11 protein-coding genes are annotated in these 15,227 nt (G+C 71.7%); 4 read left to right on the top strand and 7 right to left on the bottom strand.

Going from position 1 to position 15,227, the window contains the following annotated elements:
• Positions 1-26 precede the first annotated feature (26 nt).
• From ACFYU9_RS00210 to ACFYU9_RS00180, 7 genes are all read right to left on the bottom strand, one after another.
• Positions 27-1,421, bottom strand: a complete 1,395-nt coding sequence (locus tag ACFYU9_RS00210) for a cation:proton antiporter (protein ID WP_389209331.1) — start codon at positions 1,419-1,421, stop codon at positions 27-29.
• Positions 1,418-2,911 carry an adenylosuccinate lyase family protein gene (locus ACFYU9_RS00205; protein WP_389209329.1) on the bottom strand — a complete coding sequence of 498 codons (1,494 nt, stop codon included), beginning with the start codon at positions 2,909-2,911 and terminating at the stop codon, positions 1,418-1,420. Before ACFYU9_RS00205 ends, ACFYU9_RS00210 begins: the two co-directional genes overlap by 4 nt.
• A 73-nt stretch (positions 2,912-2,984) precedes the next feature.
• Entirely contained in the window at positions 2,985-4,169 is a 1,185-nt protein-coding gene (locus ACFYU9_RS00200) for a Glu/Leu/Phe/Val dehydrogenase dimerization domain-containing protein (protein WP_389209327.1), read from the bottom strand.
• Positions 4,162-5,589: a pyridoxal-phosphate dependent enzyme gene (locus ACFYU9_RS00195; protein WP_389209325.1), complete on the bottom strand. Its 1,428-nt coding sequence runs from the start codon at positions 5,587-5,589 to the stop codon at positions 4,162-4,164. Before ACFYU9_RS00195 ends, ACFYU9_RS00200 begins: the two co-directional genes overlap by 8 nt.
• Positions 5,576-7,339: a thiamine pyrophosphate-dependent enzyme gene (locus ACFYU9_RS00190; protein ID WP_389209323.1), complete on the bottom strand. Its 1,764-nt coding sequence runs from the start codon at positions 7,337-7,339 to the stop codon at positions 5,576-5,578. The genes ACFYU9_RS00195 and ACFYU9_RS00190 overlap by 14 nt, the downstream gene beginning before the upstream one ends.
• A gap of 29 nt (positions 7,340-7,368) precedes the next feature.
• Positions 7,369-8,598 (bottom strand): ABC transporter substrate-binding protein, encoded by a 1,230-nt coding sequence (locus ACFYU9_RS00185; protein ID WP_389209321.1) that lies wholly within the window; start codon positions 8,596-8,598, stop codon positions 7,369-7,371.
• A 99-nt stretch (positions 8,599-8,697) separates the two neighbouring features.
• Positions 8,698-9,879, bottom strand: a complete 1,182-nt coding sequence (locus ACFYU9_RS00180) for a sulfotransferase family protein (protein WP_389340839.1) — start codon at positions 9,877-9,879, stop codon at positions 8,698-8,700.
• Between the two features lie 448 nt (positions 9,880-10,327).
• On the opposite strand from ACFYU9_RS00180, the gene ACFYU9_RS00175 reads away from it, so the two are divergent.
• The 4 genes from ACFYU9_RS00175 to ACFYU9_RS00160 are packed head-to-tail and all read left to right on the top strand — an operon-like array spanning position 10,328 to position 15,223.
• The gene (locus ACFYU9_RS00175; protein WP_389340836.1) at positions 10,328-10,579 is read left to right on the top strand and encodes a phosphopantetheine-binding protein; all 252 of its coding nucleotides are present in this window, start codon (positions 10,328-10,330) and stop codon (positions 10,577-10,579) included.
• Positions 10,576-13,758 (top strand): amino acid adenylation domain-containing protein, encoded by a 3,183-nt coding sequence (locus ACFYU9_RS00170; RefSeq protein WP_389340833.1) that lies wholly within the window; start codon positions 10,576-10,578, stop codon positions 13,756-13,758. The genes ACFYU9_RS00175 and ACFYU9_RS00170 overlap by 4 nt, the downstream gene beginning before the upstream one ends.
• A complete protein-coding gene (locus tag ACFYU9_RS00165; RefSeq protein WP_389340830.1) occupies positions 13,755-14,486 on the top strand; it encodes an alpha/beta fold hydrolase in 732 nt (243 codons plus the stop codon). Before ACFYU9_RS00170 ends, ACFYU9_RS00165 begins: the two co-directional genes overlap by 4 nt.
• The gene (locus ACFYU9_RS00160; protein ID WP_389209311.1) at positions 14,483-15,223 is read left to right on the top strand and encodes an SDR family NAD(P)-dependent oxidoreductase; all 741 of its coding nucleotides are present in this window, start codon (positions 14,483-14,485) and stop codon (positions 15,221-15,223) included. The genes ACFYU9_RS00165 and ACFYU9_RS00160 overlap by 4 nt, the downstream gene beginning before the upstream one ends.
• The last annotated feature ends 4 nt before the right edge of the window (positions 15,224-15,227 follow it).

Genomic DNA, 15,227 nt, shown 5'->3' with positions numbered 1-15,227 from the left:
GACCGGGCCCTTGTGGTCTTTCCGGGTCATTCGGCGGCGCGGCCGGCCGCGAGCGGTTCCGCCCGTTCGCGCAGCGGCGGCGTGTCCTCGATGTGCCAGGCGGCCAGTTCGCGTTCCCGGCCCAGTTCCAGCTCGGTGGGTACGGTGCGGCGCATCGCCGCCCGCAGCATGGGCGCGGCCATGATCGAGGTGACGACGGCGACCAGCACGAGCAGGGTGTAGACGGCGGGGCTGAGGATGCCGCTGCGCAGGCCCACGTTGGCGACGATGATCTGCACCACGCCGCGCGCGTTGAGTCCGGCGCCGATGGCGAAGGCGTCCCAGCGCGGGACACCGCTCAGCCGGGCCCCGAGGTACGCGCCGCCGAGCTTGCCGACGATGGCGATCGCGAGGACGGCGAGCCCGGCGAGCAGCACGGTGGGCCGGGCCAGCGCGGTGAGGTCGATGCGCAGGCCTGCGGTGGCGAAGTACAGCGGGGCGAACACGGACATGACGATGGTCCGCAGCGGTGCGAGGCTGGCGGCGGGCAGCAGCGAGATGGTGGCGAGGCCGACGACGAAGGCGCCGAACACCGCCTCCAGGTGCAGCGACACGGCCGCCGCGGCGCCCAGGAGCAGGAGGATCACCAGGATGGCGCAGTTCCGGCCGGTGGTCCCGCCGGCGCCGGCGTCGCGGGCCGGCAGCCGCTTGAGCAGGGGCGCGATCAGGAGCTTGACGGCCAGTGCGACGCCGCCGGTGAACAGGACCAGCGACAGGGCGGAGTTGCCGAGGGCGGCCGCCATGCTGCCGCCGGTGCCCATGGCCACGATCGCCGAGAGCGCGAACCACGCGGCGGCGTCGTCCACCATGCCGGCGGCCAGGGTGAGCTGGCTGGTGTTGCGGTGCAGCAGCTTCATGTCGGCGAGGGTCTTGGCGATGACCGGCAGGGCGCTCACGGCCAGCGCCACGCCGATCATCAGGGCGAACACGGTGCGTCCGCCGTGCGTCGCCAGGCTGTCGGGCATCAGGCTCTCCGGCGCGAGGTAGCCGGCCGCGACGCCGAGTCCGAAGGGCAGGACCAGGCCCGCGACGGCGGTGATCGTGACGGACTTGGTGTGCCGTTTGATCATCGCCATGTCCAGGTGCCCGCCGGTCATCCCGACGAGGAGGATCACCCCGAGCTGGCCGACCCCGTCGAGCAGCGCGGCCTGCTCCGGGCCGCCGGGGATGAAGCTCCTGGCGAGGTCCGGGAAGGCGCTGCCGAGGACGGAGGGGCCGACGAGGACGCCGACGAGGAGTTCGCCGACGACGACGGGCATGCCGAAGCGTCCGGCCAGGCGCCCGAGGAGCAGGGCGAGGGTGAGCAGGACGGACACCTGGAGCAGGAAGACCATGAGCTGGGGGCCCGGCAGTCCGGGCATCGTCACCGTGGCGAGGCTCATGAGTGCGCGACGCCCTTCTGCGCGGGGACCGTCGCGCCGGCCCTGCCCTGGAGGTAGTCGGCGGCCTTGCGGGTGACGTCACGGGTCAGCGCCACGGAGGCCCCGAGGTGTTCGGCCGGGTCGAGCACATGGTCGAGGTCGAGGTCGGCGAGCTCGGACACGACCTTCGGGTGCCGCTCCAGGACCTCGCGGAAGGGCACGCCCTCCTCGCGCGCGGTCTGGCTGATCTCGTACACCACGTGGTGCGCGGCCTGCTTGCCGAGGCGCTGGGCCAGGGTGAGCATGAGGGCCTCGGTGGTCACCTGGTGGGCGACGGCGGTGACGTTCTCCCGCATGCGGTCCTCGTGGACGATGAGGCCGCTGACGATCTGCCGGAAGATCTCGCAGGCGGCGAGGGTGTGGTGGGCCACGTCGGGGACGCAGGCCCACTCCAGGCGCAGCGAGCGGGAGTCGCGCTCGTGGTCGCCGATCATCGCGGTGAGGGCCGTGGACACCTGGGCGGCGGCGAGGCGCGCCATGACGACGACCTGCTCGCAGCGCTCCGGGTTGCGCTTGTGCGGCATGGTGCTGCTGCCGACCTTGCCGAAGCTCCAGGCCTCGGAGACCTCGCCGAACTCCTGCCGGGACAGGGTGCGGATCTCGTCGGCCGCGCGGCCCATGGTGCCGGCGACCATGGCGAGGACGGAGGCGTACTCGACGATCCGGTCGCGGGCGACGTGCCAGCCGATCAGCGGGGCGTGCAGGCCGAGGCGTTCGGCGAAGCGGACGAGGAGCTCCTGGCTCTGCTCGCCGAGGCCGGCCATCGTGCCGGCGCCGCCGAAGAGCTGGGCGACGAGGACGCGTTCGCGTGCCTCGCGCAGCCGCTCGGTGTGCCGGAGCAGTTCGTCCAGCCAGCTGGCCGCCTTGAGGCCGAAGGTGATGGGCAGGGCCGGCTGTGCGTGCGTACGGCCGAGGGCGAGGGTCTCGGCGTGCTGGTCGGCGAGCCGCGCGACGTGCGTGATCGTCTCGTCGAGGAGCCGCTCCAGCTCGTCGAAGACGTCCCGCAGTTCCAGGGACTGCGCGGTGTCCTGGATGTCCTGGGTGGTGGTGCCGAAGTGGATGTACTGGCCGGCCTCGCCGTCGCAGGCGCGTTCCAGGACGCGCAGCAGGCCGACGAGCGAGTGGCCGGATTCCAGCGTGGCCTTCTTGACCTCCTGCGGGTCGACCCGCTCCACGGTGGCGGCTTCCGCGATGCGCTCGGCGGCCCAGGCGGGGATGATGCCGAGGTCGGCCTGGGCGAGGGAGAGCTGGGCCTCCACGGTGAGCCAGCGCTGGAGGCGACAGGTGTCGCAGAAGATGGCGCGGCTCTCGGGGGTGGCGTAGCGGTCACCGAGGAGGAAGGAGTCGGTGATGTGCCCCCGGTCGTGGGAGCAGGGGGTCGTGGCGGGCTCGGCCTCGATGGCGGCTTCGAGCAGGGTCGACATGGCCGGGGACTGGGCTGACAGGGACATTTCCGTCTCCAGATAGCGACTGTCTTCGAGGGGGGTGGGGTCGTCCGGCGGGAGGCCGGACGGCATACGGGTGTCAGACCACGGAAAGCGCCCTGGCCAGCAGCGGGCTGTTGCCGTAGGCGCGTGTGCCGCCCACGGCGTCGGCTGCCGTCTCCTGCATCGCCTGTCGTTCGGCGACTTCGCGTACGAGCGTGTTCTCGAGCCTGCTGGTGCTGATCAGCCGTCCGGTGAGATCGTGCATCATCGCGGCGATCAGATCGAGGGTGTACTGGGGCGTGGCGATGCGTTCCGGCCCGAAGAGCGCCTCCATGGACGCCGATCCGCCGATGCCGCCGATGAAGTCCGGTACGACGAGCACACCGCGCGCGTGCAGGGCGCGTTCCACCGGCTCGCTGAGGCCGTTGTTCGCGCCGACCACGACGACGGACGCGGGCAGCCGCTCCGCCTGCTCCGGGGTCATCGCGTTCTCGGCCGCGGCGAGGACGAGGACGTCGCACGGCCGGGTGAAGACGGCGTCGGCGGGCAGTGCCGCCGCGTCCGGGGCGGTGTCGGTCACGCGCGATCCGTTACGGGCGGCCAGCATCGTCTTCATGTCGAGGCCGGTGTCGTCGGGGCCGGCGACGCAGGCGAACTGGTCGGCGACGGCGCCGAAGGCGGCGCCTTCCTCGGCGAGCGTGTAGGCGGCGGCCCGGCCGAGGTTGCCGAATCCCTGGAGGGAGACGGAGATCCGGCCGGTGAGGCCGGCGGCGCGGGCGGCCGCGAGGGCGGCGTGGCCGACGGCGTGCCCGGCCCGGCGTTCGCCGAGGGTCAGCGCGCCCGCCGGGGCGTCCAGGAGCCGGAAGCGGGCGAAGAACTCGTCGTCGCTCAGGCCCTGGGCGCTTTTGATGGCGTACTTGATGGACGGGATGCCGAGCCGGCGTGCGGCCGCGTCGAGTTCGTCGAAGCGGGTGCCCATGTCGCAGCCCATGCTGAACCTGGTCATCAGCTGCTCGCGCAGGAAGGCCAGGAAGCGTTCCATGGCCGCCGGGGCGCCGGGCGCGGCGGGGTCGTAGTCGACGCCGCACTTGGCGCCGTCCACCGAGATGCCGAGCACCCGCTGCTTCAGGGTCATGCGCGCGGCCAGCGAGGACAGCGTCCGCGCGGTGAGGCCGGGCTGCATCCGGCAGCCGCCGGCGGCCATCCGCGCCGACGTCCTGTCGTACACCAGCCAGCCGGTGAAGCCCTCGACGGGGTCGACGTACTCCAGGATCTCACTCACTGACGGCGTCCTCTCGGTTCGGCGACGGGGCGCCGGCGGCCGGGACTTCGGTGGCCGGGGCGGCGAGGAAGGCGGCGATGTCCGCGCGGGTGACGATGCCCTCGACCAGGCCGTCGCGCAGAACGAGGACGGTGTCGTCACCGCCCGCCTGGGCCAGGGCCCGGGCGACCGGCTGTCCGGCGCCGGCGAGGGGCAGGGGCGGCTCGGCGAATTCGCCGACCGGCCGCCCGAGTGCGCGGACGTCCGCGGCGAGCGCCTCGGTGACCGTCCGCGCGGTGATCGTGCCGGTGACCTCGGCGAGCCGGACGGGCGCGGTGGCCCGGGTCACCGGCAGGGCCGGCAGGTGGTGCCGGCCCATCAGGGCGAGGGCGGTGGCCAGGGTGTCGTCGGGGGTGACGGCGGGCAGCGCGGGGCGCGCGGTGACGCCCGCGAGCACCTCGCCCAGCACCGGTCCCGCGCCGTCGTCGGTGCCGAAGCCGCGGGTGGCCATCCAGGTCTCGTTGAAGATCTTGGAGATGTAGCCGCGGCCCGAGTCGGGGACGAGCACCACCACGACGTCCCCGGGGCCGAGTCCGGCCGCGACCTGCAGGGCGGCGGCGACGGCCATGCCGCCGGAGCCGCCGACGAGCATGCCCTCCTCGCGGGCGAGCCGGCCGGTCATCTCCAGGGCGTCCGCGTCGGTGACCGCGATCAGCCGGTCCGCCACCTCCGGGTCGTAGGAGGCGGGCAGCGTCGGCTGTCCCACGCCCTCCAAGAGGTAGGGCCGCAGCGCCGGCGAGGTGTAGATGGAGCCGTCCGGGTCGGCGCCGACCACCGTGACGCCTCCGGAGGAGACCTCCTTGAGATAGCGCCCGGTGCCGGAGAGGGTGCCGCCGGTGCCGACGCCGGCGACGAAGTGGGTCACCCGGCCGTCGGTCTGCTTCCAGACCTCGGGGCCGGTGGTCTCGTAGTGCGTGCGCGGATTGGCCGCGTGGGAGTACTGGTCGAGCAGCAGCCCGCCGGGGATCTCCGCCGCCAGGGCTCGCGCCTTGTTGCGGTAGAAGTCCGGGTGGTCGAAGGGCGCCGTGGCCGGGCAGACCACCACCCGGGCCCCGTACGCGCGCAGCAGGTCGATCTTCTCCGGGGACACCTTGTCGGGGCAGGTGAACACCACGGAGTAGCCGCGCTGGGCGGCCACCATGGCCAGACCGACGCCGGTGTTGCCCGAGGTGGGCTCCACGATCGTCGCGCCGGGCCGCAGGGTGCCGTCCGCCTCGGCCGCCTCGATCATGCCGAGCGCGATGCGGTCCTTGCTGGAGCCGCCCGGGTTCAGGTACTCCAGCTTCGCCAGCACGGTCGCCGGCACGTCCTTCGCCACCCGGTTCAGCCGCACCAGCGGGGTGCCGCCCACCAGGTCGAGGAGCGAGTCATACGCTTCCACGGGCACCCCCGGGCTCGGCGCCCCCGTCCGCCGCGACGTCGATGCGCCGGTACGGGGAGGTGTGGGCGAGGCTCGTGCGGACGTGCAGCAGCGACGGGCCGTCGTGCTTCAGCGCGGTCATCAGGGCGTCCTCGACCGCGGCCGGGTCGGTGACGCTGATGCCGAGCGCGCCGTACGCCTCGGCGAGCCGCGCGAAGTCGGGGTTGCGCAGGTCCGTCGCGATGGCCCGGCCGGGGAACTCGCGCTCCTGGTGGAGGCGGATGGTGGCGTAGCTGCTGTTGTCCGAGACGATCACCACGAGCGGCAGGTTCGCCTCGACGGCGGTGATCAGTTCGCTGCCGTTCATCAGGAAGCCGCCGTCCCCGACGACGACCACCACCGGGTGTCCGGGGGCGCGCAGCGCGGCGGCGACGCCCGCGGGGACGCCGAAGCCCATGGGGCTCGACGTGACGCCGAGCAGCCGGCCGGTGCCGGTGAAGCGCAGGTAGCGGTAGACCCAGCTGGTGAAGGTGCCGGAGTCGACCACGACGGTCGCCTCGCCCTGGGTGCACGTGTCGAGGGCGGCGACCACGTCGCCGAACACGATCCCGTCGGGCGCGTCCTGGCCCTGCCAGACGGCCTTGTCGGTCTCGATGCGGTGCAGGCGCTCGCTCCACGCCTCGCGCGCGGCGTCCCGTGCGGCGGACCGGCCGGCGGACTCGTCGTCCGGTGCGCCGGCGAGCGCGGCGAGGAACGCGGCGGGCGAGCACGCCAGGCCGAGTTCCGTCCGGCGTCCGGCGCCGAGCCGGGCCGGGTCGCCGTGCACGTGGACGAGCGGCTGGGCCGGCACGGGCGCGCCGGGGAAGGCGCCGCCGCGGGTGGTGGTGTCGTCCAGGCGGGTGCCGACGGCCAGGACCAGGTCGGCTTCCTGGAAGGCGGCCAGCTGCGGCTTCTGGGTGGCGTTGTGCAGGTGACCGGCGTACCGCGGGTGCCGGTTGTCGAAGAGGTGCTGCTGCTTGTTCGCGGTCACCACCGGGATGCGGTGCCGATCGGCGGCCTGACGCAGGCGCAGCCGGGCCTCGTCGGTGTCGAGTTGCTCGCCCGCGAGGATCAGCGGGCGCTCGGCCGTGGCGAGGAGGGCGAGCACGGCGGCGAGGTCCCCGGCCGAGGGCGCCGTCTCGGACACCGGGGTGCGGCGCGAGGGGATGCCGTTCGGGTCGGGCTGGCCGATGACGTCCTCGGGCACCTCGATGATCACCGGTCCGGGGGTGCCGGACTCGGCGACCCGGAAGGCGCGGGCGACGAGCGCCGCGGCCGACGCCGGGTCGTTGAGCACCCAGGTGGCCTTGCTGAAGCCGCCGAAGAAGCCGGCGCAGTCGAGCTCCTGGAACGCCTCGCCGCTGCGCCGGGTCCGCTTGACCTGGCCGACGATCAGGATCAGCGGGGCGGCCTCCTGCCAGGCCGCGTGCACGGCGATGCTGGCGTTCGTCGCTCCGGGGCCGCGGCTGACGAGACAGATGCCCGCCCGCCCGGTGAGTCTGGCGTCGGCCAGGGCCATGAAGCCGGCCGACGCCTCGTGCCGGGAGGTGACCACCTCGACGGCGTCCTCGCGGCCCTGGGTGGCGTACAGGGAGTCGAGGATCGGCAGGTAGCTCTCGCCCGCGACGCAGAAGACCCGGTCGACGCCGTGGCCCTGCAGGCTCGCCACCATCGTCGCGGCCGCGCTGGGTACCGGTGTGCGGGAGGCCGGTGCGGTGTTCCGCTCCGTCATGAACTGTTCCTCTGGTTCAGGTGCAGCGATCAACGGAGCTCGTCGGCCGGCACGTACTCCGCGTTGGCAAGGGAGTCCGGGTAGACGATCGCGGACTCGTCGAAGGTCTGGCCGACCTTCTGGTACTGCATCATCTGGAGGCGGGGCATGTTGTGGTGCCAGTGCTCGGCGCCGCGCTCGAACCGCAGCGGTCCGCGCCAGGTGTCGAACTCGTGGGACTCCAGCGCCTCGATGACGGCGTCGTACTCGGTGGTCCCGGCGATCTCGATGGCGCGGGCCAGGATGGTGACGTCGGTGAACGCGCTGAGCGTGGTGTCCGGCGCGTAGCCGCCGTACATCGCCTCGTAGCGCTCGGTGAACCAGCGGCCGATCTCGGTGAGTCCGTCCCAGGTGGGCCGGTACTGAATGCCCGCCCACATGATGCCGACGCCGGCGTCGCCCGCCTCGCGCCAGAAGTCGTGGGAGCGGGTCGGGAAGCCGAAGGTGACCATCATGGGGACCTGGGGCCGCAGGCCCAGCTCGGCCGCCTGCTTGATCATCAGGTAGTTGGTGCGGATCACACCGTCGTTGATGATGAGGTCCGGCTCCCACTCCTTGACCGCCTTGAGCTGCTCGCTCAGGTCGGTGGTGGTCTCCTGCGGGAAGTCGAAGCGCAGGAATTCCATGCCGTGGACGGACGTGCCGTATTCCTGGATGGTGTCGGCGGTGGTCAGGCCGAAGACCGTGTCGGCGGCCAGCAGCGCGATGCGCCGGAATCCGAGGCTCGCGGCGTAGTCCATCATCAGCGGGACGCGGTCGGCGATGGAGAAGTACTGCCGGAATATGGAGCGGTATCCGGAGGACGTGACGTCGCTCTGGCCGTTCTCGATGAACGTCGGAATACCGATCTTGTCGGCGAGTGCGGAGACGTACTTCGACGTGCGCAGATGCCACTGGCCGAAGACGCCGGCCACCTCGTCGATCTGGGCGAGTTTGGCGAGCTCGCCCACGGAGGACCGCGCCATTCCCTCGTCGTAGGCAGTGGCCTGATCATTGCGCAGGACGAAGTCGATCTGGCGGCCGCCGAGAATTCCGCCCCGCTCGCGAATGTATTCGGCACCGATCCGGGCACCGCGGGAAACGATCACACCGGCGACGGAGTCACCGGGACCGGTGAGGGGCGTGAGAATTCCGAGCTTCACCGGGTTCTCCCCGGCGAGCTTGCTCACCTCCGCGATTTCCGCGCGCGCCATCTGCTCATGGGTCATCGACTCGGACATGCGGTCTGATACCTCCGTCGTTGAGTGATCATGCGTGTGGGGCTGATGATCGATGCGCGCGGGTGTGCACTCGCACGCATCACCTGCAGAAATCTGCGGTCAGAGGTCGAAGGCTCGACGGTATGCGGCGAAGCGCTCGTCGAGTTCACGGGGATCCAGGCCGAACTCCTCGGCCGAATAGCTGTGCTTGCCGTGCTTGTCCTTGGGATTTCCGGCGAGGAATCCACGGACCCGGTCCTCGGCGGCCGGCGACCACGCGATGCCGGCGAACCGGCACACCCGCGCCACCGTTCCGACCGGATCGGAGACGAGGTCCGAATAGCGGAGGTCCAGGACCGGGAGTCCGGACTCCAGTGCCTCCGCGGGGCGGGTTCCGGCCAGGGCGCGGCCGACGTGCCCGGCCCAGTACGCGCCGATCTCGCGCTTGTCGACCTCGCCGGACCTGGCCCCCCTGACGACGCCCGTCAGGCTGCACAGCGAGGGCAGGCACGCCTTGGGGTCGCGGTGCAGCCGGACGATGCGGGCCTGCGGATAGACCTGGGCCAGGGTGTTCAGGTGCCACATGTGCGAGGGGCACTTGAGCACGACGTGCTCGGCCGGCTCGGCGCGCAGCAGGCAGCCGAGCAGGGTGCGGTGGTACGCGTAGCTCGGGCGCATGTCCTGCTCGCGCAGCCAGGCCACATAGCTCGGGACGCGGTAGCGCAGGGCGTAGATGTCGGCGCGGAAGGTGCCGCCGGTGAGCCGGTGGCACTCCTCGGGCCGGTGCGCGTCCAGCGGATGGATCGCCTTGAAGAGCGGCGCCTTCTCGTAGTACTCGGCGACGTACTCCTCGGCCGCCTTGACGGCCGCCGAACGCTCGGGGCCTCCCGCCGCCGCGGCGGCGGGCGCCAGCATTTCCCACAGACGGGGCGCGCGGACCGAAGGGATTTCGGCCATCAGATTCTGCAGCAGCGTGGTGCCGCTGCGGAAGATTCCGGTAATGAAAACAGGGCCGGGAATCTGCTGCTGCGCAATCTCTGGATTCCGCCGGATTAACTCGTTCACACGCGAACGAGTGACCAATTGATCAGTCAGGGCTTTACCCACGGCGGCGGCGCCCGAAACAGTGATCCGCGCTTCGCTCTGCAGGGCCGAGGTCAACTGCCGAAGAGCGGGAAGAATATGTTCCGTGTCATGAGATCGTTCTTGGCCGGAGCCGCCGATCTCGATACCCGCCGCATCGATGATCTTTTCCGGAGTCAGGCGGGCCAGGTGTTCATGTTCGGCAAACGGCGACGGCAACGAATCTCCCCCTGTCGCTCGCGATCGTTCTGCGTAACTGAACTGGTCTTCGATCGTTGGGAGACCGTACCAACATGATCACGCGTTGCGCAATGGCTGTGATCATCTGTGATTTTTGATCAAACATTGCACGAGTATTGCGGGAGTATTACAGGGGAAAGCCTGACATTCGCCGCAAAGTGTGCGGCATGTCACGGTTTGTCCCTTGCGAAGGCCGGCTCACCTGCGCCGTTACGACTCCCGTTCCTGTGCGCTGACCTGCGGATACAACGCGCGAACAATCGTCAGCGAATACTGAATACATCGGGAGTACACACCCTCGGCAGATGCTGTTGCCCAGGTCCTCGCGGCATCTCTGCTCACAGTTCTGGGCTATCGCCATTTTCCAGCCACTCGCCCGACGCGTGCGGCCGATTCTCGATCCCTCTGACATGACTGGAGAGCATCGATGGAGACGTCTGTCGACTTCGACGCCATCATCACCAAGTACGCGACCTTCGCGTTCGACGACAGCACCCCACTCCAGGACGCCGGCCTCGAGTCGCTGTCCCTCATCCGCCTCGCCGTGGAGGTGGCCGCCGACGACGACGCCGAGATCGACGCCACCCGGCTGGCCGATCTCCGCACCATCGGCGACCTGAAGGCTTGGCTGCGCGATGTCGCGGCCGGCGGCGACGCGGACGGGAAGGCCGACGCGTGAGCGCACCGACGGACACGGACACCGTCTCCGCGGCCGCTCCCGAGCCGCTCCCGCTGACCGACTCGCAAAAGGGCCTGCTGGTCGTCAACGACCGCGTGCCCACCCCCGAGATCTACAACCAGGTCATGCGCTTCGACATCGACCCGGCCTTCGGCTTCGACGCCGTGGCCGAGGCCCTGATCACGCTGGTCACGGTGCAGCCGTCGATGCGTCAGGTCTTCGCGCTGCGCCCCGCGCCGCAGGCCCGGTTCGCCGAACCGCCGGCCCGCGCGCAGCTGCCGCTGGAGCTGGTCGAGGCCCCGGCGGACCGCTTCGACCAGACCATCACCGAGTGGGCGGTGCGCCTCGGCCGCCCCGCGTTCGCCCTCACCGAGGAGTCGCCCTGGCGGGCCGGTTACGTGCGCGCCGCCGACGGCTCCCAGGCGGCGATCCTGCTGGTGATGCACCACATCATCGGTGACGGCGTGTCCCTCGGCCCGGTCGTGCGGGACATGGAGTCCGCGCTCGACGGCTCGCTCACGCCCGAGCGCACCTCGGAGCTCCGCGCCACCCGGGAGCGGGCGTTCCTGCGGGAACTGCGCGCGCAGAACTCGGTGACCACCGCGGACAAGACCGTCGAGCGGGCCCGGCAGTGGGCCGAGCGGCTGCGCGAGGTCCCCGCGCAGGTGCTCTTCCCGCGCCCGAACCGGCCGGCCGAGACCGACTTCGAGGGCGCGCGCCTGGAGTGGCTGCTCGGCCAGGAGGAGTCCGACGCCGTCGCCGCGACCTGCAAGCGGCTGAGCGTGACGCCGTTCGTCCTGTTCAGCGCCCTCTACAGCGCGGTCGTCGCCCGGCACGCCGCGGTCGAGACCGTGCTCATCGGCAGCCCGTTCATGGCCCGCCGTACCGTCGGCGCCTTCGACCTGTGCGGCTTCTTCGTCAACACCCTGCCGGTGGCGATCGACGTCGACTGGACCCTGCCCTTCGACCGGCACGCCGGCGAAGTGGTGCGCGAGGCGGTCGACTACTGCCGCTCCAACGTCGACGTGCCGTTCAACCAGCTCGTCGCCCACGCGCAGCCGGACCGCTCGACCAACCGCAACCCGCTGTTCGCCTGCATGCTCGCCATGCAGGACACCTTCGACGGCGACAGCTCCGGGGTCATCCGCGGCGTCGGCGAACCCAGCAACGGCACCGCCAAGTTCGACCTGTGGCTCGGCGCCACCCCGGTCGACGGCCGCTGGCTGCTGGAGCTGGAATACGACACCCAGCTCATCGCGCCCGTCGTCGCCGACGGACTGCTCACCTCGCTGCGCTCGGCGCTGCGCCGGGCCGTGACGGACGGATCGCGCACGCTCGCCGACCTGTTCTCCGACGCCTCCGCGGTCGACAGCCGCCGCACCGACGGCTACCCGGCCGACGTGCCCGCGCGGACGCTCACCGCGTGGCTCTCCGACGTCGCCGCCGGGCAGCCCGGGGCGGTGGCCATCGCGGACGAGGCCGGCGACGTCACGTACGGCGAACTCGCCGCGTCCGTCGACGCCGTGGCCGCGGGCCTGGTCAAGGCCGGAGTGGCCGTCGGCGACGTGGTCGGCATGTGCCTGGACACCCTGTCCGACACCACCGTCACCCTCCTCGCGATCATGCGCTGCGGAGCGGCCTACCTGCCGCTCGACCTCAGCCTCCCGGCCGAGCGCCTGCGCTACATGGCCAAGACGGCGGGCATCCACGTCACCGTCGGCGCCGAGGTCGACCTCCCCGGCGTGCGCCGGGTGACCCTGGACGAACTGCGGGCCGACGGCGCGCCGTTGCCCGCGCTCACCGAGGCCGCCGCGCCCGCGTACGTCATGTTCACCTCCGGATCCACCGGCCGCCCCAAGGGCGTCCTCATGGGCCAGGGCCCGCTGCTCAACCTCTCCGGCTGGCAGATCGCCGCGCTCGGCATGGACCGGGACACCCGCTTCCTGCAGTACGCGCCGCTGGGCTTCGACGTCTCGTTCCAGGAGATCGTCCCCACGCTCGCCGCCGGCGGCACCGTCGTGTCGCGCGAGCCGGTCGACCGCCGGGACTTCCCCGGCCTGGTGCGGCACGTCGTCGACGCCGAGGTCACGCACGTCTACCTGCCGGTCGCCGCGCTGCGCCCGTTCGTCCAGGCCGCCCGGTCCCGCGGGACCCGCTTCCCGGCGCTGCGGTACGTGTGCGTCTCGGGCGAGCAGCTCCTGGTGGACGAGCAGATCCGCGCGTTCTTCGTCGACCACCCGTACTGCGAGCTGGTCAACCTCTACGGTCCGACCGAGACGCACGCCGTGACCACCCAGCGCCTGTCCGGCGCCGAGGAGCGGTGGGCGGGCCACGTGCCGATCGGACTGCCGCTGGCCGGCGTCCACGCCTACGTGGTCGATGTCACTGGTCACCTGGCGCCCGCGGGTGTGCCCGGCGAGCTGTTCCTCGGCGGCGCGTGCCCGGCCGAGGGGTACATCAACGACCCGGAGCGCACGGCGGCGAGCTTCGTCGAGGACCGCTTCGCCGGCACCGGGTCCATGTACCGCACCGGCGACCGGGTGCTGCGCGACCAGCTCGGGCAGCTCGTCTTCCTCGGCCGCGGCGACACCCAGGTCAAGATCCGCGGCTACCGCGTCGAGCTCGGCGAGATCGAGATCGCCGCCACCGACCTGCCCGAGGTCCGCCAGGCGGTCGTGGCCGTCCGCGGCTCCGGCGCCGACCGGGAGCTGCTGCTCTTCGTGGTGCCCGAGGGCGACGCCACCGTGGACGGCGAGCGCGTCCGCCGTCACCTCGCCGAGGCCCTGCCGTCGTACATGGTGCCCGCGCAGGTCCTGACCGTCGACACCGTGCCGACGACCGGCACCGGCAAGACCGACCGGGACGCGCTGCTCGCCCGTGCCGACCGGCTGATCGCGGAGCGCCAGGACGCCGCGGGCCCGGCGCCCGCGGAGTACGCCGACGAGCTGGAGCGGGGTCTGGCCGCGGTCTGGGAGGAGGTCCTCGGTGCCTCCGGCATCGTGCGCGACCGCACCCTGCTCGACTACGGGGCGCACTCGCTGAACATCCTCTCCGCGCTCGCCCTGGTGGAGGAGCGGTTCGGCGCCGCCGTGCCGATCGTCGACTTCTTCCGTCTGCCCACGATCGCCGCACTGGCCGGACTCGTCCGCGAGTACGGCGAAGAGGAGTCCACGTCATGACCAGCGCTTCCCCCGCGTCCAGCCGGCTGGTGATCCTGGTGCGGCGCAAGAACCGGCCGACCTGTGTCGTGCTGCCCGGCGCCGGCGGCGGCCTGCAGCCGTACCTGCGGCTGGCCGGCTACCTCGGCGGCCGGTACAACGTGTACGGCGTGCGCACCCTGGGCATGGTGGCCGGCGAGGAGCCGGAGACCACGGTGCCGCAGATGGCGGACTCGGTGCTCGCCACCCTCGACGAGGCGGGCCTGACGCCCGATCTGGTCGTCGGCTGGTCCATGGGCGGCACCATCGGCTGGGAGCTGTCGACCCGGCTCGCCGAGCGCGGGCACCGCCCCGACCTCGTCCTGATCGACACCTCCCCGCTGCTGCGCGAGTCCACCCCGGACGCCGACGGCGACATCGAGGACAACATCGTGCGCCAGCTCGGTCCGCACGCGGACGAGGCCACCAGGGCGCGGGTCCTGAAGACCTTCCGCCGGCAGGTCGAGGCCCTGACGGAGTACGAGACGACGACCCCGTACGAGGGCCGGGTGCTCCTGACGATGTGCACCGGCGACCGGATGGGCCCGCGCGAGGCGGCCACCGAGCGCTGGCGGGAGCTGGCCCCCGACCTGCGCACGGCGACCATGTCGGCCACCCACTTCGGTGTCTTCGACGCCGAGCACGTCACCGAACTCACCGAGCCCATCGGCAAGTTCCTCGACCTGACCGACGAGGAGACGGCCAGGTGACCGCCCCGCTCGCGGTGGTCAGCGGCGGTACGCGGGGCATCGGCCTCGCCTTCACCCGCCGGCTGCACAAGCTCGGCCACCGTGTCGTCGCCCTCTACCGCTCCGACGAGGCGGCCGCCCGCGAGGTCGCGGACCCCGGCTCCGGCATCCACGTCCTGCGCGCCGATCTGGCGGACCCGGACTCCGTGGCCGCGGCGGCCGGCACGATCGCCGCGGCCCACGGGACCCCGCGGGTCCTGGTGAACAACGCGGGGCTCAACATCGACCGCCCGTTCCTGGAGATGAGCGTCGACGAGTGGCGGAGCGTCGTCGACACCAACCTGTCCGGCGTCTTCTACCTGACCCGCGCCCTCGCGCCGGCGATGGTGGAGTCCGGCCAGGAGGGCTCGATCATCAACATCGGCGCCACCACCGGCATCCGCCCCCGCCTCAACGGCGCCAACTACTGTGCGAGCAAGGCGGGTCTGCTCCAGCTGACCAAGTGTCTGGCCCTGGAGCTGGCCCCCCGCATCAGGGTGAACTGCCTGATCCCCGGGATGACCGAGACCGAAGAGCTGGTCACCCGTTTCCGGTTGGACGACGACGCGTCCCGCGCCGCCGTGGTCGCGGAGATTCCGCGGCAGCGGATCGGCACGGTGGACGACATCGCGGACGCCCTCGAATTCCTTGTCGGCCCTGGCTCTGCCTACATGACGGGTCAAAAACTCGTCGTGGACGGCGGCCAGTTCATGTGGTAGGTGA

Origin of the sequence: Streptomyces sp. NPDC004327, from assembly GCF_042873935.1 — a bacterium.
Classification (GTDB): domain Bacteria; phylum Actinomycetota; class Actinomycetes; order Streptomycetales; family Streptomycetaceae; genus Streptomyces.
This window is presented reverse-complemented; position numbering and strand designations above follow the sequence as displayed.